This is a genomic window from Luteococcus sp. H91 (assembly GCF_038433135.1).
Classification (GTDB): Bacteria; Actinomycetota; Actinomycetes; order Propionibacteriales; family Propionibacteriaceae; genus Luteococcus.
Genome location: NZ_JBCDMV010000002.1, coordinates 207,249 through 225,873 on the forward strand (window position 1 = coordinate 207,249; position 18,625 = coordinate 225,873).

General features: G+C 69.9%; 18 protein-coding genes. 13 read left to right on the plus strand and 5 right to left on the minus strand.

The genetic code is table 11. The annotated features are described in order from the left end of the window. Nucleotides 1-33: 33 nt before the first annotated feature. Complete coding sequence (locus AAEX57_RS01670) at nucleotides 34-762, minus strand: Crp/Fnr family transcriptional regulator (RefSeq protein WP_342090497.1); 729 nt, start codon at nucleotides 760-762, stop codon at nucleotides 34-36. Between the two features lie 125 nt (nucleotides 763-887). On the opposite strand from AAEX57_RS01670, the gene nth reads away from it, so the two are divergent. Genes nth through AAEX57_RS01690 form a run of 4 tightly spaced genes read left to right on the plus strand, consistent with a single transcriptional unit; the run spans nucleotide 888 to nucleotide 4,712 of the window. After that, nucleotides 888-1,589 (plus strand): endonuclease III, encoded by a 702-nt coding sequence (gene nth / locus AAEX57_RS01675; RefSeq protein ID WP_342090498.1) that lies wholly within the window; start codon nucleotides 888-890, stop codon nucleotides 1,587-1,589. After that, nucleotides 1,586-2,215 (plus strand): TlpA family protein disulfide reductase, encoded by a 630-nt coding sequence (locus tag AAEX57_RS01680; RefSeq protein WP_342090499.1) that lies wholly within the window; start codon nucleotides 1,586-1,588, stop codon nucleotides 2,213-2,215. The genes nth and AAEX57_RS01680 overlap by 4 nt, the downstream gene beginning before the upstream one ends. Continuing rightward, a complete protein-coding gene (locus AAEX57_RS01685; protein WP_342090500.1) occupies nucleotides 2,212-2,949 on the plus strand; it encodes an NUDIX hydrolase in 738 nt (245 codons plus the stop codon). Before AAEX57_RS01680 ends, AAEX57_RS01685 begins: the two co-directional genes overlap by 4 nt. A gap of 50 nt (nucleotides 2,950-2,999) precedes the next feature. Further along, the gene (locus tag AAEX57_RS01690) at nucleotides 3,000-4,712 is read left to right on the plus strand and encodes a glycoside hydrolase family 13 protein (protein WP_342090501.1); all 1,713 of its coding nucleotides are present in this window, start codon (nucleotides 3,000-3,002) and stop codon (nucleotides 4,710-4,712) included. Between the two features lie 143 nt (nucleotides 4,713-4,855). Here the strand turns inward: AAEX57_RS01690 and AAEX57_RS01695 are convergent, their stop codons facing one another. The 3 genes from AAEX57_RS01695 to AAEX57_RS01705 form a co-directional block, all read right to left on the minus strand. Beyond that, nucleotides 4,856-5,395, minus strand: a complete 540-nt coding sequence (locus AAEX57_RS01695; protein WP_342090502.1) for a phage holin family protein — start codon at nucleotides 5,393-5,395, stop codon at nucleotides 4,856-4,858. A gap of 75 nt (nucleotides 5,396-5,470) precedes the next feature. Next, entirely contained in the window at nucleotides 5,471-6,682 is a 1,212-nt protein-coding gene (gene nhaA, locus AAEX57_RS01700) for a Na+/H+ antiporter NhaA (RefSeq protein ID WP_342090503.1), read from the minus strand. 116 nt (nucleotides 6,683-6,798) lie between these two features. Beyond that, complete coding sequence (locus AAEX57_RS01705; protein WP_342090504.1) at nucleotides 6,799-7,551, minus strand: class I SAM-dependent methyltransferase; 753 nt, start codon at nucleotides 7,549-7,551, stop codon at nucleotides 6,799-6,801. 135 nt (nucleotides 7,552-7,686) lie between these two features. Between AAEX57_RS01705 and ssd the strand changes: the two genes are divergently transcribed. From ssd to AAEX57_RS01745, 8 genes are all read left to right on the plus strand, one after another. After that, entirely contained in the window at nucleotides 7,687-8,817 is a 1,131-nt protein-coding gene (gene ssd / locus AAEX57_RS01710; RefSeq protein WP_342090505.1) for a septum site-determining protein Ssd, read from the plus strand. Nucleotides 8,818-8,903: 86 nt separating this feature from the next. Further along, the gene (locus AAEX57_RS01715) at nucleotides 8,904-10,016 is read left to right on the plus strand and encodes a TadA family conjugal transfer-associated ATPase (RefSeq protein WP_342090547.1); all 1,113 of its coding nucleotides are present in this window, start codon (nucleotides 8,904-8,906) and stop codon (nucleotides 10,014-10,016) included. Next, nucleotides 10,013-10,837, plus strand: a complete 825-nt coding sequence (locus AAEX57_RS01720; protein ID WP_342090506.1) for a type II secretion system F family protein — start codon at nucleotides 10,013-10,015, stop codon at nucleotides 10,835-10,837. Before AAEX57_RS01715 ends, AAEX57_RS01720 begins: the two co-directional genes overlap by 4 nt. Nucleotide 10,838: 1 nt before the next feature. Then, nucleotides 10,839-11,579, plus strand: coding sequence for a type II secretion system F family protein (locus AAEX57_RS01725; RefSeq protein ID WP_342090507.1), 741 nt, complete (start codon nucleotides 10,839-10,841; stop codon nucleotides 11,577-11,579). A 338-nt stretch (nucleotides 11,580-11,917) separates the two neighbouring features. Beyond that, nucleotides 11,918-12,202: a DUF4244 domain-containing protein gene (locus AAEX57_RS01730; protein WP_342097735.1), complete on the plus strand. Its 285-nt coding sequence runs from the start codon at nucleotides 11,918-11,920 to the stop codon at nucleotides 12,200-12,202. 68 nt (nucleotides 12,203-12,270) lie between these two features. Continuing rightward, a complete protein-coding gene (locus tag AAEX57_RS01735; RefSeq protein ID WP_342090536.1) occupies nucleotides 12,271-12,636 on the plus strand; it encodes a TadE family type IV pilus minor pilin in 366 nt (121 codons plus the stop codon). A gap of 62 nt (nucleotides 12,637-12,698) precedes the next feature. Next, nucleotides 12,699-13,109: an Rv3654c family TadE-like protein gene (locus AAEX57_RS01740; RefSeq protein WP_342090537.1), complete on the plus strand. Its 411-nt coding sequence runs from the start codon at nucleotides 12,699-12,701 to the stop codon at nucleotides 13,107-13,109. A 78-nt stretch (nucleotides 13,110-13,187) separates the two neighbouring features. Next, entirely contained in the window at nucleotides 13,188-14,354 is a 1,167-nt protein-coding gene (locus AAEX57_RS01745; protein ID WP_342090538.1) for an AAA family ATPase, read from the plus strand. A 160-nt stretch (nucleotides 14,355-14,514) separates the two neighbouring features. Here AAEX57_RS01745 and AAEX57_RS01750 read toward each other — a convergent pair whose 3' ends face one another. Beyond that, complete coding sequence (locus tag AAEX57_RS01750; RefSeq protein ID WP_342090539.1) at nucleotides 14,515-16,788, minus strand: DEAD/DEAH box helicase; 2,274 nt, start codon at nucleotides 16,786-16,788, stop codon at nucleotides 14,515-14,517. A gap of 253 nt (nucleotides 16,789-17,041) precedes the next feature. Between AAEX57_RS01750 and AAEX57_RS01755 the strand changes: the two genes are divergently transcribed. Then, nucleotides 17,042-18,544 carry a DUF7059 domain-containing protein gene (locus tag AAEX57_RS01755; RefSeq protein ID WP_342090540.1) on the plus strand — a complete coding sequence of 501 codons (1,503 nt, stop codon included), beginning with the start codon at nucleotides 17,042-17,044 and terminating at the stop codon, nucleotides 18,542-18,544. Nucleotides 18,545-18,625 lie beyond the last annotated feature (81 nt).

Consider the following 18,625-nt stretch of genomic DNA (forward strand, 5'->3'; position numbering starts at 1 on the left):
GAGTGGAGGCGGAGCCGTAGCGAGTCGGTGTGGTCAGTCAATCCGGGCACGCAGGCGCGGGGCGTCGCGGATCACGACGGTCTTGCCGCTCATGGAGATCCACTTCCGGGCGGCGAAGTCGGTCAGCACCTTGTTGACGGTCTCCCGGCTGGCGCCGACCATCTGGGCCAGCTCGGCCTGGGTCAGGTCATGGTTCACCTCGACGCCCCGCTCGCTGGCGGTGCCGAACCGCTCCGCCAGGGTGAGCAGCAGGAAGGCCATCCTGCCGGGGACGTCGCTCAACACCAGACCGGAGATGGTCTCGTTGGAGACCCGCACCCGGTGCGCCATCTGGTGCAGCATGGCCTGGGCGATGTCATGGTTCTGCTCCACCAGCGCCAACATCGGCTCGCGCTGCACGTGGTAGAGCTTGCAGTCGAGCATCGCGGTGGCGGTGGTGCTGCGCTGCCCACCGTCGAGGACGGACAGTTCACCGAACATCTCGCCGGGCCCGATCAGCGCCAGCAGGGACTCCCGCGGCGTCGGCACGATCGGGCGACCCTTGCGGTTGGTGGTCACCGCCGGCTGGGGCTGGCGCGACGGCTTGGTGAGCTTCACCTTGCCCGACGCCAGGACGTAGAGGCCCGTGGCCGTGTCCCCACTGCGGAAGAGCATCTCGCCCCGGGCGAGCGTCAGGGGCTGGATCTGTTCGTCCAGTGCCTGACGGGAGGCTGGTGTCAGGTTCTGGAAGAGTGGCAGACGCGCCAGGAGCTCTTCGTGCATGATCCCCCTTTGGGTCTGTGTCGGCACGGAGCCTCCAGTCTAGTGGCATTTGCCACACCAAGCGGCGGGCGGGGGGAATGAAGCGTCGTCGCTGGATGCCGGCCCGCGGAACGTAGGGTGGGAGCGTGTCCACCGCCAGCCCCTCGCCCGATCTGCGGGAACGCGCCCACCGGGCGAATCGGTTGCTGGCCCAGACCTACCCCGAGGCGCGCTGCGAACTGGACTCCACCAGCCCCTTCGAACTGCTGGTCGCCACCGTGCTGTCCGCCCAGAGCACCGACAAGCGGGTCAACCTGGTGACCCCGGAGCTCTTCCGCCGCTTCCCGGATGCCGCGGCGATGGCCCTGGCGGAGGAGGCGGAACTGGAGGAGCTGATTCGGCCCACCGGCTTCTTCCGCGCCAAGACCCAGAGCCTGCTGGGGCTCAGCCGCACCATCGTCGACGGCTTCGACGGCGCGGTGCCGAGCACCCTGGCGGAGCTGGTGACGCTGCCCGGGGTGGGCCGCAAGACCGCCAATGTGGTGCTTGGCAATGCCTTCGGGGTGCCCGGGATCACGCCCGACACCCACTTCATGCGGGTCACCCGACGGCTGGGCTGGACGACGGCGACCAAGCCGGGTCCGGTGGAGCGTGAGGTGGGCGCGCTCTTCGACCCCGAAGACTGGGTGCAGCTGTGTCACAACGTGATCTGGCACGGGCGTCGCCGCTGCCACGCCCGACACCCCGCCTGCGGTGCCTGCCCCGTCGCCACGCTCTGCCCCGCCTATGGTGAGGGTGAAACTGACCCGGCCAAGGCCGCCAAGCTCGTGAGGGAGCCCCGAGGATGAAGCCCACCCGTCTTGCCACCGCCGTCGCGGCTCTGCTGCTGGTGGGCTGCGCGCCCAGCCAGCCGTCGGTGCCGCAGGTGACCGTCGGGGGAGAACCGGACAGCCAACGCTCCCTGGCGCCCGACCAGGTGCGGGAGGCCCGCAAGGCCGCCGGGATCGACGCCTGCCCCACCAGCAACCTGGCTGCGAAACAGCGCGACGGGGGACTGCCGGCCCTCACCCTGGACTGCCTGGGCGGCGACAGCAAGGTCAACCTGGCCGGGCTGCCCACCGGCAAGCCGTACGTGATCAACCTGTGGGCGCAGTGGTGCCAGCCCTGCGCCGACGAGGCGCCCTACCTGGCCGACGTCGCCCGGCAGACCAGGGGCAAGGTCACCTTCCTGGGGATCGACTATGGCGACCCCTTCCCCGGCAAGGCGATCGACTTCGCGATCAAGCACCAGACCCTCTACCCGCAACTGGTGGATCCCAAGCAGCAGAGCCGGATTCCCCTCAGGGTGCCCGGCCCGGGACAGGTCTACTTCATTGACGCCTCCGGGAAGCTGGTGCACCACGAGACCAAGGTCTACGGTTCCGCCGAGGAGCTGCGCGCCGCCATCAAGGAGCACCTGGGGGTGCAGGCGTGAGCGGGGAGGCGCTGGGGCCCATCGAGCCCGTACTGGCCGATCCGCGGGAACTGCCCGACGAGCTGGTGGGTCTGGCCGGAGCGCTGGAGGACGTGCAGGCGCTGCACGGCCGGGTCAGCCGCCCCCGCCCGCCGCGGGAGGGATCGCGTCGGGCCGCGGTGTTGATCATGATCGGTGAGGATGAGCTGGATCTCACCTTCACCGAACGCTCCGAGACGATGCGCAAGCACCCCGGCCAGATCTCCTTTCCCGGTGGTGCGCTGGATGCCGGCGAGAGTGCCGTCCAGGCCGCGCTGCGGGAGGCACACGAGGAGATCGGGCTGGCACCGTCGCGTGCCAAGGTGCTGGGCCAGCTGCCGCCCGCCCACGTCGCGGCCAGCGCCTTTGACGTGAAGGGGATCGTGGCCACCTGGGACGGGCAGGCCCAGGATGCGATCACGCCGATCAACCCGGCGGAGGTGGCCGCCATCCACCGCTACCCGATCCGCGATCTGGCCGACCCGGCCCATCGGCTGACCGCCGAGATCCCGTCGGGCTATCGCGGGCCGGCCTTCGTGATGGACGAGATCTTCATCTGGGGCTTCACCGCGCACCTGGTGGACTGTGTGCTGGATCTGGGCGGCTGGCAGCGCCCGTGGGACCACGATCGGGTGGCGCCGGTGCCGCGCCGTTTCCTGCGGGACCGGGCCGGCGGGCCGAAACGGGACTGGAAGGGCCCGACGGTGGGCCGTTGAGCCCTCGACCGCCCTCGCCACCCATTTGACCGCATGGAATGATCGTGGTCATGGCTGACAACGACGCACCCCGCACCGTAGAACGCACCCCCGACTGGTGGAAGTCCGCGGTGGTCTACCAGATCTACCCCCGCAGCTTTTGTGACTCCACCGGCAGCGGCATGGGCGACATCCGCGGCATCATCTCCAAGCTCGACTACCTGCAGCAGCTGGGCGTCGACGTGGTCTGGATGAGCCCCGCCTACACCTCCCCACAGGACGACAATGGCTATGACATCAGCGACTACCAGGACATTGATCCGCTTTTCGGGTCGCTGGCCGACGTCGACGAGCTGATCGCCGGGCTGCACAGCCGTGGGATGAAGCTGGTGATGGACCTGGTGGTCAACCACACCTCCGATGAGCACCCGTGGTTCGTCGAATCCCGCGACCCCGCCTCCGAGAAGGCCGACTGGTACTGGTGGCGCGATCCCCGCGAGGGCTTCGAGGCCGGCCAGCCCGGCGCCGAACCGACCAACTGGGCCAGCGCCTTCAGCGGGCCGTCGTGGCACTACGACGAGCAGCGCGGCCAGTACTACCTGCACATCTTCAGCCGCAAGCAGCCCGACCTGAATTGGGAGAATCCCGAGGTCCGTCGGGCCGTGTACGACATGATGCAGTGGTGGATCGACCGCGGCGTCGATGGCTTCCGGATGGACGTCATCAACCTGATCAGCAAGTCGCTGCCGCTGTCCGACGGCGTCGTGGTGCCCGGGCAGGCGCTGAGCTGGGACAACGGCTACGTCGACGGCCCCCGGATGGACGAATTCCTGCACGAGATGAATCATGCGGTGCTGGACGGCAAACACCTGCTGACCGTCGGCGAGGCGCCGGGGGTGAGCGTGGAGCAGGCCAGCAAGTACACCGATCCGGAGCGCAAGGAGCTGGGGATGGTCTTCCAGTTCGAACACGTCGGGCTGGACGAGCATGCCGGCAAGGGCAAATGGGCGCTCAAGCCGCTGCACCTGCCGGATCTGAAGGCCAACTTCGCCAAGTGGCAGCACGGGCTGGAGGGGCGGGGCTGGAACTCGCTCTACTGGAACAACCACGACCAGCCACGGATCGTCAGCCGCTGGGGTGATGATTCCCCCGAACATCGGGTGAACTCCGCCAAGACCCTGGGCACCGTGCTGCACCTGCAGAAGGGCACGCCGTATGTATACCAGGGAGAGGAGATCGGCATGACCAATGCCGGTTTCACCTCCATTGAGCAGTACGAGGATCTGGAGACCCTGAACCATTACGCGGAGGCCACCGCGTTGGGTGCCGATCCGGCCGAGCTGTTGCGCAGCTATGCCGCCAAGGGCCGGGACAATGCCCGCACCCCGATGCTCTGGGACGACACGGAGAAGGCCGGTTTCACCACCGGCGATCCGTGGCTGGAGATCAACCCCAACCACACCCAGATCAATGCCGCCGCGGCGCTCGCCGATCCGGATTCGGTCTTCCACCACTACCGCAAGCTGATTGCCTTGCGGCACGAGAACCCGGTGGTTCGCGAGGGCGTCTTCGCGCTGCTGGAGCCGGAGCACGAGCAACTCTTCGCCTACACCCGGACCCTGGAGGGGGAGCCGACGCTGCTGGTGCTGGCCAACATGTCCAGCCAGCCGTGTGTGCTGCCCCAAAGCTGCCGTCGTGACGGGGAACTGTTGCTGGGCACGCATTCCGAGACGGTTGGCGATCAATTGGCGCCCTGGGAGTCCCGGGTTCTCCAGGTGCGCTGACCACCTCTCGACAGGCTCGGGGATCGGGGCGAGCCTGTCGAGGCCACCACGGCGGCCGAGCCTGTCGAGGCCCAGAGGTCTGCGGGCATGCGAAAGGGGCCGCCACCCACATCTGGGTGGCGGCCCCTTCGTCGTGCTGGGGATCAGAGGCGGGTGGCGCCCGTCGAGCTGGAGGCCTGGTAGGCGGTGGTCCCGTCCAGATCCTTGGCGGCGCGCTTGGCCACCACCAGACCGTGCCGGTCCCGCACATTGGCGTTGACCTCGTTGACGCCGCTGGCCAGGGACTGCTTGACCGTCTCGGCGGTGACCTTGGCCTCCTTGATGGCCTGCTCCGGGGGCTTGACCTGCTTCATCTTGGACTTGCCGATCATCGCCAGGATGCCAGCCAGGAGCAGCAGGACCAGGGCCATGGCAACGAAGCCCAGGGCGATCGACGGCAGCGGGCCCCAGTTGAGCAGCCCGGAGAAGAGCTTGGCGAAGCCGAAGCCACCGGCCAGGAAGAGCAGGGAGGCTGCATTGGCGGCCAGGTAGCCAGCCGCGCCGAACATGCCGCCGCCGACGCCCGCGGCCTTGGCGGACGGGGTCACCTCCGCCTTTGCCAACGCGAGGTTGTCCAACACCACTGCCTTGGTGTCGGTCACCAGATTGTTGACGACGGTCATCGGATTCTGCCGCTCGGCCATGTGCTCAGCTCCTCGAAGTGTGCTGTGTTCCACTGAAAGACTAGACGTTTCATCCCACCACTGGCACCAGCGAGCTCACTCAGCGGGCTGTGCCGCGTGGCTTTTACTCCGTCGGCGTAACATCAGCCCACCCACGACGCCAGCCAGCAGCGACGCCACGAGCACCGCCGCCTTGGCGCTCTGGGCCGCCGCGATGTCATCGGGGAAGGCCAGATCGGCGATCAGCAGGGAGACGGTGAAGCCGATGCCGGTGAGCACGGCCATCCCCGCCACATCCGCCCAGCGGATTCCCGGAGCCAACTCCGCGGAGGTGAAACGGGCGGTCAGCCGTGCCACGGCATAGACGCCGACGAACTTGCCCAGGACAAGGCCCAGGACCACACCGAGCGCCTCCGGCTGGCTGACCAGCGAGCGCATCATCTCGGCGTTGACCGGCACCCCCGCCGCGAAGAAGGCGAAAATCGGCACCACCAGACCGGCCGACCACGGCTCGACGGCATGCTTCCATCGGTCCACCGGGTCATGCTCCTCGTACTCGTCGGTGCGCGTGACCAGGCCCAGCGCCACGCCGGCGATGGTGGCGTGCACGCCCGACTGCAGCATCAGCCACCAGGCACCGACACCCAGCAGCAGGTAGAGCCAGATGCCGTGGAACCTACGCTGCTGCGCCAGCGCAAAGGCGGCGACGCAGGCCAGCGCGCCCAGCAGCGGCAGCACGGAGATGCCGCTGGCGAAGAAGACGGCGATCACCAGGATGGCGCCCAGGTCGTCGACGATCGCCAGGGTGAGCAGGAAGGCGCGCAGCCCCGACGGCAGGCTGGAGCCCACGATGGCGAGCACTGCCAGGGCAAAGGCGATGTCGGTGGCCATCGGGATGGCCCAGCCGTTGAGCTGGCCGCCGCCGGCCAGGTTGATCCCGACGTAGATCAGTGCGGGCACCACCATGCCGCCCAGCGCGGCCAGGATCGGCAGCAGGGCGTCGGCGGGGCGGCTCAGGGAACCCTCGACGAGTTCTCGTTTGAGTTCCAGCCCGGCGACGAAGAAGAAGATGGTCAGCAGGCCGTCCGCCGCCCAGTGATGCAGGTCCAACGGGCCCAGCTGGGTGTGGGAGAGGTGCTCGTAGAAGCTCGGCGCCAGGTTGGCCACCAGCAGCGCCAGCGCGGTGGCGGCCAGCATCAGCAGGCCACCGGTGGTCTCACTGCGCAGGATGTCGGCCAGATGACGACGATCCGCGTCACGGCCGGGGCCGAAGATGATCCGGCGACGGGGAGGGGCGGGAAGGCTCATCACGAGCTCCATTCGGGGTCGGTGACAGAAATCGCCGACCAGACTTCCCGGCACACCAGTGAGAAACCTTACACGGCCGGGCGACGCCGCCCCGAATCCAGCCGGGCTCGGCCCGCTCAGAGTGGGATGACCAGCCCGGTGTCGTCGATCTCGATCGGCGCGGTGAGCTCCTCATGATCCACCCAGCCCCGCCAGACCCGCAGCTCATAGGGCAGCCGCAGCTCGTCGGCGCCCGGCGTGGCGGAGTCATACAGGTGCGCGGCATCGTTGAGCACCAGCTGACGCAGATCCTCGTCCAGGGCCGCGACGGCGGGTTGGTTGGCCACCATCGCCAGCAGGGTGGGGCGATTCACCTGCTGCCAGATCCGGAAACGCTGCATCTCCAGCTCCGGGAAGTACTTGCTGGTGGCCAGCGCCTCCACCGAGTCGTCGCCGTAGTCGCCCCGCATCGCGTTCTCGTCCACCTGGCGCAGCAGCCTGACCAGCCGCTTCACCCACGGAACACTGTCGTCGCGCACCAGATAGCTGACGCTGACATGGCCGCCGGGGCGGAGCACCCGGGCCATCTCGCTCAGCACCAGGCCGGGCGCGAAGCGGTGGAAGACCTGGTGGGCGGTGATCACGTCAAACTGGCAGGGGTCAAAAGGCAGGGCCTCCGCCTCAGCGCCGATCGCCACCATCCGGCCATCGGCGGCCAGTCGGGAGACCTGGTCCAGGTCCTTGTCGACGGCCATCACCTGGTGCCCCTGACCGGCCAGCAGCTTCGGCAGCGCGGCGCTGCCGCCCAGATTCAGCACGCGGGCAGGCTGGGTGCCCACCATCCAGTCGATGGCCGGGGCCGGGAACTGGCTGCGTCGGGGGGAAGGCATGGCCGCGATTCTAAGGGGTGCCGACGGGGCGGTGGGACATCGGAGCCGCGACGGACGAGTTGTCCACAGGCTGAGTTGTCCACAGGCGCCGGATGGCCGTGACAATTTCCGGGGCCTTTTGCACACCCTATGGACATGTTGAGCCGAACCCGCGCCGCCGTGGCGCCCGCGCCCCGTCCGGAACCGCCCACGCCGGCCCGGCTGCCACCGCTGCTGGTGGCCCGCGACGCCCGAACCATCGAGGCCACCCTGGCCGCCGCTGCCGCCGCCGGGGTGGAGCCGACGGTGGTGCGGGAGACCAGCCAGATTCGGGCCGCGTGGCGCTCGGCCCCGTGCGTGCTGGTGGGGGTGGAGATGGCGCCCCTGGTCTGTGGCATCGCGCTGGAAGCCCGTACCGGCATCCACCTTTTGGGGTCGAACCTGCATGAGCTGGCCGACTGGTCGGCGCTGCTGCAGGCCTCGGTGCTGGTGCTGCCGGAACAGAGCTCCCTGCTCACCTCGGTGCTGGACCGGGGCGAGCTCGGGGTGGGCGAAGCCCTGATGGTGCGGGTGGTGGGTGGCTCGGGAGGGCTGGGGGTGAGCACGCTGTGCTGTGCGCTGGGGCAACAGGCGTCGGAACGTGGGCTGCGGGCCGCCGTGGTGGAGCTGGACCCCACCGGGGGCGGTCTGGACCTGATCTTTGGTGCGGAGACCGCACCAGGTTGGCGATGGCATGATCTGCGCTCGGCTGCGGGGCACATCGACTCGCTGGTGGGCCAGTTGCCCAATGTCTCCGGGGTTGACGTGGTAGCGCACACCCGGCCGGACTTCGCGCACCTGGCGCGCGCCGACGAGCCGGCCGGGCAGCACGGGCTGCCGGGGCCGGAGGCGGTGCGGGCGGTGCTGGAATGCCTCAGCCGCACCCACGACCTGGTGGTGCTGGACGGCGGCTCCGGCAATGACAGTGCGGCGGAGGGCTGGCCGGGCCAGCGCCAGCTGCTGGTGTGCGGCGCGGATGTGCGCGGGGTGGTGGCCGCGCAGAGCCGGGCCTGGAGACTGGGCCTGCACGACATCGAGCTGGTGGTGCGCACCGGCGCGGCCCGCCGGATTGCCCCGACGATGGTGGCCGAGACCTTGGGAGTCCGCTTGCTGGGGGCCTTCTCCGACGATCGGGCAGTCACCCGCGCGGCGGAGCAGGCGGTGCCGGTGGGCCGCGGCAAGCGGGGCCATGCCGGCCAGATCGGCCGCTTGCTGGATTCGCTCCTCGAAGGGCAGGCGCCGCGATGACCCGGCGAGGAATCCCTGACGCGCACACCGACGCCCGATCGGCCGGGGCCGCGGTGCTGGACCCGGAAGACCTGGAGCTGCTGCGGATGCGGCTGGCTGCCCTCGGGCGGGCCTACCATCCGGCGGATGTGGCGCAGGCCTTGCGCAGTCTGGGCCTGGTGGTCTCCGACGCCCTGGTGCTCCGGGCGCTGGAAGACCTGCGGCGCACCAGCATTGGTGCGGGCCCGTTGGAGGCGCTGCTGCAGCTGGATGGGGTCACCGATGTGCTGGTCAATGGCCCCGACCAGGTCTTCATCGATCGCGGCCGGGGGCTGGAGCGCAGCGATGTGCATTTTGCCCACGACGACGAGGTGCGCCGGCTGGCGGTCCGGCTCGCGGCCTCGGTGGGGCGACGGTTGGACGAGGCCAGCCCCTGTGTCGATGCCCGGCTGGCCGATGGCACCCGGGTGCACGCCGTGCTGGGAGGGATTGCCGATCCGGGTACCTGTCTGTCGTTGCGGGTGCCGTCGCGGCAGTCCTTTCCCCTGTCCCGCTGGGTGGAGTCCGGATCGATGAGCCCCGAGTGTGCCGATCTGCTGGCGGCGGTGATCTCCAGCAGGGTTGCCTTCTTGATCTCGGGAGGAACAGGATCCGGCAAGACCACCCTGCTCGCCTCGCTGCTGGCGCTGGTGCCCGCCCAGGAAAGGTTGTTGATCGTGGAGGACTCCCGGGAGCTGGCACCGGAGCATCCGCACTGCGTCCGGCTGGAGGCGCGGCAACCCAATGCCGAGGGGGTGGGTGCCGTCGGCCTGACCCATCTGGTGCGCCAGGCGCTGCGGATGCGGCCCGACCGGCTGGTGCTGGGTGAGGTGCGGGGCGCCGAGCTGTGTGACCTGCTGACCGCCCTGAACACCGGCCACGAGGGCGGCTGCGGCACGGTGCACGCCAATTCCGCCACTGACGTCCCGGCCCGGCTGGAGGCCCTGGCGGCGCTGGGCGGGATGAATCGGGAGGCCTGCCACGCGCAGGTCGCCTCCGCGCTGCGGCTGGTGGTGCACGTGCGCCGCGGCAGCGACGGGCGAAGAGGGGTTGCCCAGCTGGGCGTGGTGCGCCGCCGGGCGGATCACCAGATCGAGGTGGTGGACGCCGTCCGCTTCGGCGTCGATGGGGTGGCCCAGCGGGGCGAGGCATGGGACGAACTACAGGGGATGCTGCGATGACCGGCCCGGGGACGGGGTCGGGGATTGCCGGGCTGGCCGCGACGGCACTGGCGGTGCTGTGCGTGGCCCTGGCGGTCTGGGTGCTGGTGCCGCCGGGTGGTAGCCCGATGGGTGGGCGAAGGGCACGACGTCGGGTTCCGCCCCAGGTGCTGGTGCCGGCAGCCGGTGGGGTGGTGCTGGTCGTGGGGGCATCGATGGGCGGGGCGTCGGGGCTGCTCTGGGCGGTGATCGCGGACGCCCTGGCCCTGACCGGCGGCTGGCTCGGATGGCAGGCACATCAGCAGCGTCGACGGCGGCTGGCCGCGGCCGACGTCGCGCACGCCACCCAGACCGTCGCCGGGCAATTGCGGATTGGCGCGGTGCCGAGTGTGGCACTGGTCTCCGCGGCCGTCGACAGCCCGTGCATGGAGCGGGCGGCCGCCACCCAGGCAATCGGCGGCGACGTGGGGCAGGCTCTGCGGGGTGCCGGCGCGGAACCCGGCCGGGAGGGCTTGGTCAGCCTGGCCCGGGCCTGGGAGCTGGGCGAACGCACCGGAGCCCCGATCGCCAGCCTCGCCCTGCAGGTCAGCGACCAGGTGCGCCGTGACGTGGCCGCCAAGCGGTTGATCGACTCGGAGCTGGCCGGGCCACGGGCCACCGCCCGACTGCTGGCCTGCCTGCCCTTGATCGGGATTCTGATGGGCAAGATCTCCGGTGGCGATCCAGTCGGCTTCCTCACCGGGACGTTGCTGGGGCAGGGCTGTCTGGCTGCGGGCGTGGTGCTGGCCTGCACCGGGGTGCTGTGGACCGAGCAGATGGCTCGTCGCGTGGAGGAGCGCTGAGATGACGACGTCGAACCTGGTGGCGGCCGGCTGCGTCGGCCTGGTCTGCTGGTTGTTGCTGGATGCCCCGGTCAAGAGACTGGGGCGGCGCCGGGGCTCCCGGGCACTGCCCGGTTGGCTGCAGGGAAGATCCGACGGGCTGCCGTTGCGGCTGCGCGGTCTGGTCGGCATCCTGCTGGGCTGTGTGGCCATGCTTGGCGTGCCGGGCCTGTTGGGGATTGCCCTGGCTCCCGTGGTGGCGCTGGCCGGGGTGGCCGCGCTCGGGCGCCTGGAGCCCGGCGAGCAGCGCCGACGACGCACCGCAGTGGGGGCAGAGCTGCCGGAAACCCTGGATCTGCTGGCGGCGACATTGGAGGCTGGGGCCCCACTGCGAACCGCCGTCGCGGAGGTGGCCGACATCGGGCCGCCCACCGCGGCCGACACGCTGGCGGCGATCCGCTCCCGGGTCTCCATTGGGCTGTCCGACGGGGACGCCTGGCGCTCCCTGATCGACGATCCGGCCTGGAGTGCGGTGGCCAAGGATCTGGCCCGCAGCAGCGACACGGGCAGCGCGGCGGCGGCCGTGCTGCGCCAGCACGCCACCGACGCGCGCACGGCCCGGCAGGATGCCCAACTGGCCCAGGCACGGGCGGTGGGCGTCCGTTCCGTGCTGCCCCTGATGGCCTGCTTCCTGCCCGCCTTCCTGCTCACCGGCGTGGTGCCGATCGTCGCCGGTCTGGTGGGCAGCCTCACCCTGCGCTGACCTCTGCGCGGCACACCGCCGTAGCACCCGACCGACTCACCCACGATGGCCGAGTCTGTCGAGGCCTCGTGATGAACCTGCCCCCGAGACCACTCGGGGGCTGGTTTGCGCCGATCTCGATCACCTCGGACAACACTCTGGGCCCCGCTTTCGGGGCAAGGCTCGTCTCCCACTACTGCTTGCGGGCGACTGACAAGCGCAAACGTGAGTTGTCCACAGGTTTCCGCGATCGAGGAATTGTCCACAGGCGTCCCACGGCGTGACGCAAATCCGGCTCCGATTTCGAAACTCTCTGGTGAACCCGGAGCTTGCCGGGGACATCGACGAAAGGAGCGGACATGTCCGCCACCAGCACCACCATCAGCACCACCACCCAGGCCGAGATCGCCGAGCAGTCCGTCTGGGCCGAGCCCGAAGTCGCCTTCCGCGAGCGCCCGATGAGCCACACCCGCCGTGTCTGTCAGAGGGGCATGGTCACCGCTGAGTACGCGGTCGGCATCCTCGCCGCGATCGCCCTGGCGCTGGTGCTGCTCAAGGTCTTCCGGGACAACAAGGTCTTCACGGTCCTGCTCCAGCAGGTGACCCAGCTGATCGGTCAGATCGGCAAGTCCATCAAGGCCTAGCCACGGGCAGCCTGACGAGCCGTGTCGACGCGAGTGGGGGGGGGCGTCGGCACGGCTCGCCTCACACCATGACATTGAAGAGAGGGAAGGCCATGCGACGAACGGATCGCGGGATGGTGACCATCGAGCTTGCCGTCGGGCTGCTCACCGCCGGGCTGGCGGTGGTCCTTGCCTGCTGGGTGGTGAATCTGGTGATCCTGCAGACCCGGTGCGCCGACACCGCAGCCCAGGTGGCCCGGCAACTGGCCCGGGACGACCAGCCGGCCGCCCAGCAGGCCCAACAGCGGGCACCCAAGGGGGCCACCACCCGGATCAGTCACGCGGAGCGGACCGTGACCGTGCGGGTTGATCTGGATGCCCGGTTGGGCAAGCTCGGGCCGGTTCACCTCGTCGGCGGCGCGACGGCGGATCTGGAGCCCGGGGTGACGAGGTGATCGCCCGCTGGAGCGCCGGCCGAACCTTCCGGCGTGCTGGGTCTTCCCGGGGGCAGTGCGGCGTGGGTGAGCGTGGGGCGGGCACCGCCCTCACCGCGACGCTGCTTCTCTGCCTGTGCGCCGCGATGGTCGTGGGGGTGTGGATCGCCGGATGGGTCGATTCGATCCACCGGGCCCGCTCCGCGGCGGATCTGGCGGCACTGGCCGGTGCGCAGGCCCATGCAAAGGACGGCGAGGCCTGCGCCACGGCCCGGTCAGCTGCCAGCCGCAACGGCGCCGCCCTGGAGAGCTGCAACGTCCAGGGCGGTCGGCGGGACTTCCTGGTGACGGTGGAGGTCAGGCTGGAGTTGCGTCCGGTGGTCGGCGGTGTGCGGCGTCAGGCGGTGGAGAAGGCCGTCGCGGGCAGCCTGCAGCGCGATTCTTCCGCGTCACCGCAGGCTGCCACACCGAAAACTGTCACAGGCAGGTCCTAGGGTCGTTACCAGAAGAACGGGAGGCCTTGCCCAGTAGGGGCCGCGAGCGCTTCCCGGCCACGGTGACGAGGGGGCTGGATGATCACGACGGTGGCGGTGCGCGGGTTCCGCAGCCTGCGGGAGGTGGTCCTGCCGTTGGGCAAGGTGACGTTGGTCACCGGCGCCAATGGGGTCGGCAAGTCCAGCCTGTATCGCTCGCTCGGTCTGCTCGGCCAGGCGGCCGAGGGCAGCCTGGTGGCCTCGCTCGCCCGTCAGGGCGGCTTGGGGGCCGTGCTCTGGGCCGGGCCGGAGGTGATCAGCACGGCGATGCGATCCGGCGAGCAGCCCGTGCAGGGCAAGGGAAAACGGATCAACCCGGTCAGCCTCGGCCTGGGCTTCTGCACCGAGGATCTTGGCTACCTGATCGACGTTGGGCTGCCCAGCCCGCGCCCGACGATGTTCGTGCACGACCCGGAGATCAAGCGCGAGTTGATCTTCGGCGCCCCGGTGATGCGGCCCGCCAGCACCTTGGTGCGGCGCAAGCACTCCCGGGTGGAGGCGCGGCAGGATCGCTGGGAGCTGGTGATGGAGAACCTGCCAGAGCAGCTCAGCATCCTCTCCGAACTGTCCGAGCCCAACCTGTACCCAGAACTGGTGGCCATCCGACAGGAGGTGCGCAACTGGCGCTTCTACGACTCCTTCCGCACCGACGCGGCCGCCCCGGCCCGGGGGCTGCACATCAACACCTGGACCCCGGTGATGGCGGCCGACGGGTCGGATCTGGTGCCGGCGCTGCAGACCATCCGCGAATCCGCCTTCTGCGAGCCGCTGGAGCAGGCGGTGGCCCGCGCCTTCCCCGGCGGGCGGATCGCGGTGGCCGACAGCGGCACCCGGATGGAGCTGCAGTTCAGCCAGCACGGAATCCTGCGGCCGCTCACCGCCGAGGATCTCTCCGATGGAACCCTACGCTTCCTCCTGCTGGCCGCGGCCCTGCTCAGCCCCCGGCCGCCCCGGCTGCTGGTGCTCAACGAACCCGAGACCAGCCTGCACCCGCAGATGCTGCCAGCCCTGGCGGAGCTGATCATCGCCGCCAGCAAACGGACCCAGATCGTCGTGGTCTCACACGCCAGCGGGCTGGTCGACGGGCTGCGGGAGGGGCTGGGAGACGATCTTGAACACCACGAGTTGATCAAGGACACCGGGGAGACCATGGTGGCCGGCCGCGGCATCTTCGACCGCCCGGTGTGGGACTGGGGGAGCCGCTGACAGGTGGAGAGCGGGCGGCTGAACACGGCCCCGCGCGGTACGAGGCAGGGTCTGAACCACGGTTCCCGAGCTTGTCGAGGGTGTTCGAAAGGGGCCTCGACGGGCTCGGCCATCGTGGTTGCGACACCACGGTCCCCGAGCTCGTCGAGGGGGTGGGCGGTCACGCCGTGAACTCGTCGATCCCCAACAGGGCAGAAAGCAGGCGTCGGGCGGCATCCTTGTCCAGCACCTGGTTGGCATTGCCGCACTTGGGGCTGACCACGCAGCGGGGGCAGCCTGCGTCACACTCGCACTGCTCCAGCCGCTCCAGCGTCGCCAGGGCCCACACCTCGGCGCGCTCGTAGCCGCGGTCGGCAAAACCGGCGCCGCCCGGGTGCCCGTCGTGCACGACGATGGTGCACCGCCCCGTGTCGGGGTGCACGATCGTCGAGACCCCGCCGATGTCCCACCGGTCGCAGGGCGCGAACATCGGCAGCAGCCCGATCGCGCAGTGCTCTGCGGCGTGCACCGCACCGGCCAGTTGCACGGCATTCATCCGCAGCTCGGCCACCAGGTCGTCGGGCACCTCCCACCACATCGCCCGGGTGCGCAGCGTGTGCTCGTCCATCTCCAGCGGGGTGGTGTCCCACACCTCGCCGGTGATCTCGTCGCGTCGCAGGTAGCCAATCACCTGTTCGGTGATCTCCACGTCGCCGCAGGAGACCACGCCACGGCCGAAGTCCCTGGTCTGGGAGGTCCCAAGGATCCGCACCTCGGAGAGGCTCTTAGGCTGGGTGAAGTAGCCGGGGCGCTCGGTGTGCACCAGCGCCTGCAATTCGTCGGGCAGGTACTCGTCCACCAGCCACTGCTCGCCAAGGTGCAGGTAGACCGCCCCGGGATGCACCGTCCGGTCCGCGGCACCGCGTTCGATCTGGCCCACCACCCGGCCGGTCGCGGATTCCACGATGTCCAGCGGCCGCCCGCCCAGGGAGCGCAGGTCGATCGAGTCCACCGCCCGCTCCGGCCGGGTCCAGAACCAGCCCGTCGGGCGCTCCCGCAGCAGCCCCTGACGCGCCAACTGGCTGCACAGCCGGGTCATCTGGTCACCAAACCAGCGGGCATCGTCGCTGGTCAGTGCCGCTTCCTGGGCGGCGGCCGCCAGGTGCGGGCCAAGGATGTACGGGTTCTCGGGGTGCAGCACCGTGGATTCCACCGGGGCGTCGAAGATCAGCTCCGGGTGGCTGAACAGGTAGACGTCCAGCGGATCCTCCCGGGCCATCAGCACCACCAGCGCGTCGCGTTCCCCGCGGCCGGCCCGCCCGGCCTGCTGCCACAGCGCGGCCAGCGTCCCCGGGAAGCCGCAGATCAGCACCGCATCCATCCCTGCCACGTCGATGCCCAGCTCCAGCGCATTGGTGGCCGCCACGCCCCGCAACTTGCCGGAGCTCAGCGCCCGTTCGATGCCGCGACGATCCTGCGCCAGGTACCCGGAACGGTAGGACGCAATCGCCCCGCCCGTGGTCACCCGCTCCTGCGCCCGCACCGCGATCAGTTCCGCCAAGGTGCGGCTGGCGACGAAGGTGATCACCTGTTTTCCTTGGTCAACCAGTCTTGCCATCACCCGGGCCGCGTCGCCATGGGGCGTGTCCGACGGCTGCCAGAGCAGCACATCGCGAGCCGCATGCGGGGAGGCGTCATCGTCCACCACCTCGATCTCGCCCTCACCGATCAGCCGACCACCGGCCTCCCCGGCATTGGTCGCGGTGGCAGAGGCCAGGATGAAGGTCGGGTTGGCGCCGTACATTGCGCACAGCCGGCGCAGCCGTCGGATCACGGCGGCGACGTGGGCACCGAAGACGCCGCGGTAGCGGTGCGCCTCGTCGATCACCACATAGCGCAGCGATCCCAGGAAACCGGCCCAGCGGGAGTGGTTGGGCAACACCGAACGGTGAAGCATGTCCGGATTGGTCAGTACGAAACTGGCGAAGTCCCGGGCGAAGCGGCGTTCCTGCTGGTCAGAGTCACCGTCGAGGCAGGTGATCTTCCAACCATCGGGGCCCAACTCGGTGGCGCTGCGCAGCTGGTCGTGCGCCAGGGCCTTGGTGGGCGCCAGGTAGAGCGCGGTGTGCTTGCGGGTCACCAGCCGGGCCCGCGGTGATTCGACCGGCACGCCCAGCGCCCCCTCAGCCACGGCGGTGGCGGCCATCACCGGCAGCAGGTAGGCCAGGGTCTTGCCCGACGCGGTGGAGGTGCAGATCGCGGCGTGCCGGCCGGCGAAGGCGTGCTCGGCCAGCTGGGTCTGGTGCCGCCACGGCCGCGCGATTCCCTTGTCCTGCACGGATTCCAGCACCGGGGCGGGCAGCCAGACTGGCCAGTCGGTGGTGGTGCCGGGGCTGGCATCGCGATGGTGCGCGTGGGTCACCTCGTCGCCCATCAACCACTCCGGAACAGCCATGGGGTTCAGGATGCCACGCGAAACACCCGCCACCCGCCGCGGTCCGGTGGCCTCCCGACGGACCAACCCTGCGAGAGTTGCGCAGACACCGCTGCCGCCGATCATCCGTACCCGGCTGACAAGGGTTTTCCCCGCCAGTCGGCTCGGGGCGCAGTGCTCGGGGAGCCGGATGCGCAACCCTCGCAGGGTTGGGTTGCCAAGCCAGCAGTCGGGGCGTGTTGCGTGCCGGGCTCCGGACCGTGAGCATTGACCCATGCTCACTCCCAGCCAGGTTGACCAACTGCGCGATCGCCTCGAAGCCGCCAGCTACACCATCGACGCGGTGATCGACCGGATCGGTGAGGCCGGTCAGGAGGGGCTAGGCCGCAACTCCACCATCCCGGCGCTCGACGTGCTGGGGGAGGCCACCGACCCGCAGGCCGCGCTGATCAAGCTGTGGCCGCTGCAACAGCCGGTTCCCCTCGCCGCCGTCCGCGCAGCGCTGGTCGAGGGGGATCTCCTGGACACCCTAGTCGCCGCCGGGATCCTGGCCGTCGACGGCGACGTCGTCCGTGCCCTGGTGGACATCCGGCCCTACGGCTCTGTAGACGACGGTGCGTCGGGCTGGATCGTCAGCGATCTCACCCCGGGGTTGGACCAGATCACCACCCGAACCCGGCCCGACTACGTGTTGGGCGTCTCGCCCGCCTCCACCTCGCTGGCCCAGATGACCATGCGCACCAAGATCACCAGCGCCCTTGATCTTGGAACCGGGTGCGGGGTGCAGAGCCTGCACCTGGCCCGGCATGCGGATCACGTCGTCGCCACCGACATCAACCCGCGGGCGCTGGAGCTGGCCCGGCTGACCGCAGGGCTGAACCGCGTCGAGGTGGACATCCGAGACGGCAGCCTCTATGAACCCGTCGCGGGGGAGAAGTTTGACCTGATCGTCACCAACCCGCCCTATGTGATGAGCCCGCCGACCACCGATGGCGAGCGGCTGGTCTATCGCGAGGGCAGCTTCGCCGGCGACGGCCTGGTCGAGGCCGTGGTCAAGGGCGCGCCCGCCCACCTCAACCCCGGCGGATCCCTGCAGGTGCTGTGCAACTGGGCGATCCTGGACGGCCAACCGTGGGAGCAGCGGCTGGCCGGTTGGGCCGAGGGCTCCGGTTGCGACGTCTGGGTGGTGGAGCGCGAACGGCTGGACATCTACAACTACATCGAGGTCTGGCTGACCGACGCCGGTCTGGCCGGCAGCCCGGAATGGGCCTCCCGCTACCGGGAATGGATCGACTATTTCAAGGGTCTGGGGATCGTCGGCGTCGGGATGGGCTGGATCACCCTGACCCGCGCCGAGCGCACCACCCCCGACGTGCAGGTGGAGAGCTGGCCGCACGCCATCGCCCAGCCGGTCGGCGCGGCGCTGGCGGAGCATCAGGCCTGCGTCACCAATGCCCTGATGAGCGACGACGAACTGCTGGCCCACCGCTGGAAGCTCGCGGATCACGTCAGTCAGGAAACCCTCGGTCAGCCGGGCGCGGCGGACCCGCAACACATCGTGCTGCGCAGCGCCACCGGTCTGCGTCGGGCGATGGAGGTGGACACCGCACTGGGCGGCGTGCTCGGCGCCTGCGACGGCGACCTCACCCTGGGGCAGCTCACCGCAGCCATCGCCACCATCCTGGAGGTGGACGAAGCCGCCCTTGTCGGCGCGATCCTCCCGGGAGTCAGGGAGGCTCTGCGCAATGGTCTGCTCACGGCATCCAGCGGAACCTGACGTCCAACCTCCCACGCAAGTTGATCGGGGAGTGGTGGAGAGTTCACCGGACGATTCTGGGGGTTGGGTCTGCTCCGCCAA

What these genes read in the sequence shown, in the direction of transcription:
- AAEX57_RS01725 (WP_342090507.1), top strand. Translation starts at nt 10,839, where the DNA reads ATGACGACGTCGAACCTGGTGGCGGCCGGCTGCGTCGGCCTGGTCTGC.
- AAEX57_RS01680 (WP_342090499.1), top strand. Translation starts at nt 1,586, where the DNA reads ATGAAGCCCACCCGTCTTGCCACCGCCGTCGCGGCTCTGCTGCTGGTG.
- AAEX57_RS01715 (WP_342090547.1), top strand. Translation starts at nt 8,904, where the DNA reads ATGCGGCTGGCTGCCCTCGGGCGGGCCTACCATCCGGCGGATGTGGCG.
- AAEX57_RS01670 (WP_342090497.1), bottom strand. Translation starts at nt 762, where the DNA reads ATGCACGAAGAGCTCCTGGCGCGTCTGCCACTCTTCCAGAACCTGACA.
- AAEX57_RS01755 (WP_342090540.1), top strand. Translation starts at nt 17,042, where the DNA reads ATGCTCACTCCCAGCCAGGTTGACCAACTGCGCGATCGCCTCGAAGCC.
- AAEX57_RS01750 (WP_342090539.1), bottom strand. Translation starts at nt 16,788, where the DNA reads ATGGCTGTTCCGGAGTGGTTGATGGGCGACGAGGTGACCCACGCGCAC.
- AAEX57_RS01695 (WP_342090502.1), bottom strand. Translation starts at nt 5,395, where the DNA reads ATGGCCGAGCGGCAGAATCCGATGACCGTCGTCAACAATCTGGTGACC.
- AAEX57_RS01730 (WP_342097735.1), top strand. Translation starts at nt 11,918, where the DNA reads ATGTCCGCCACCAGCACCACCATCAGCACCACCACCCAGGCCGAGATC.
- AAEX57_RS01720 (WP_342090506.1), top strand. Translation starts at nt 10,013, where the DNA reads ATGACCGGCCCGGGGACGGGGTCGGGGATTGCCGGGCTGGCCGCGACG.
- nhaA (WP_342090503.1), bottom strand. Translation starts at nt 6,682, where the DNA reads ATGAGCCTTCCCGCCCCTCCCCGTCGCCGGATCATCTTCGGCCCCGGC.
- AAEX57_RS01705 (WP_342090504.1), bottom strand. Translation starts at nt 7,551, where the DNA reads ATGCCTTCCCCCCGACGCAGCCAGTTCCCGGCCCCGGCCATCGACTGG.
- AAEX57_RS01745 (WP_342090538.1), top strand. Translation starts at nt 13,188, where the DNA reads ATGATCACGACGGTGGCGGTGCGCGGGTTCCGCAGCCTGCGGGAGGTG.
- ssd (WP_342090505.1), top strand. Translation starts at nt 7,687, where the DNA reads ATGTTGAGCCGAACCCGCGCCGCCGTGGCGCCCGCGCCCCGTCCGGAA.
- AAEX57_RS01735 (WP_342090536.1), top strand. Translation starts at nt 12,271, where the DNA reads ATGACATTGAAGAGAGGGAAGGCCATGCGACGAACGGATCGCGGGATG.
- AAEX57_RS01690 (WP_342090501.1), top strand. Translation starts at nt 3,000, where the DNA reads ATGGCTGACAACGACGCACCCCGCACCGTAGAACGCACCCCCGACTGG.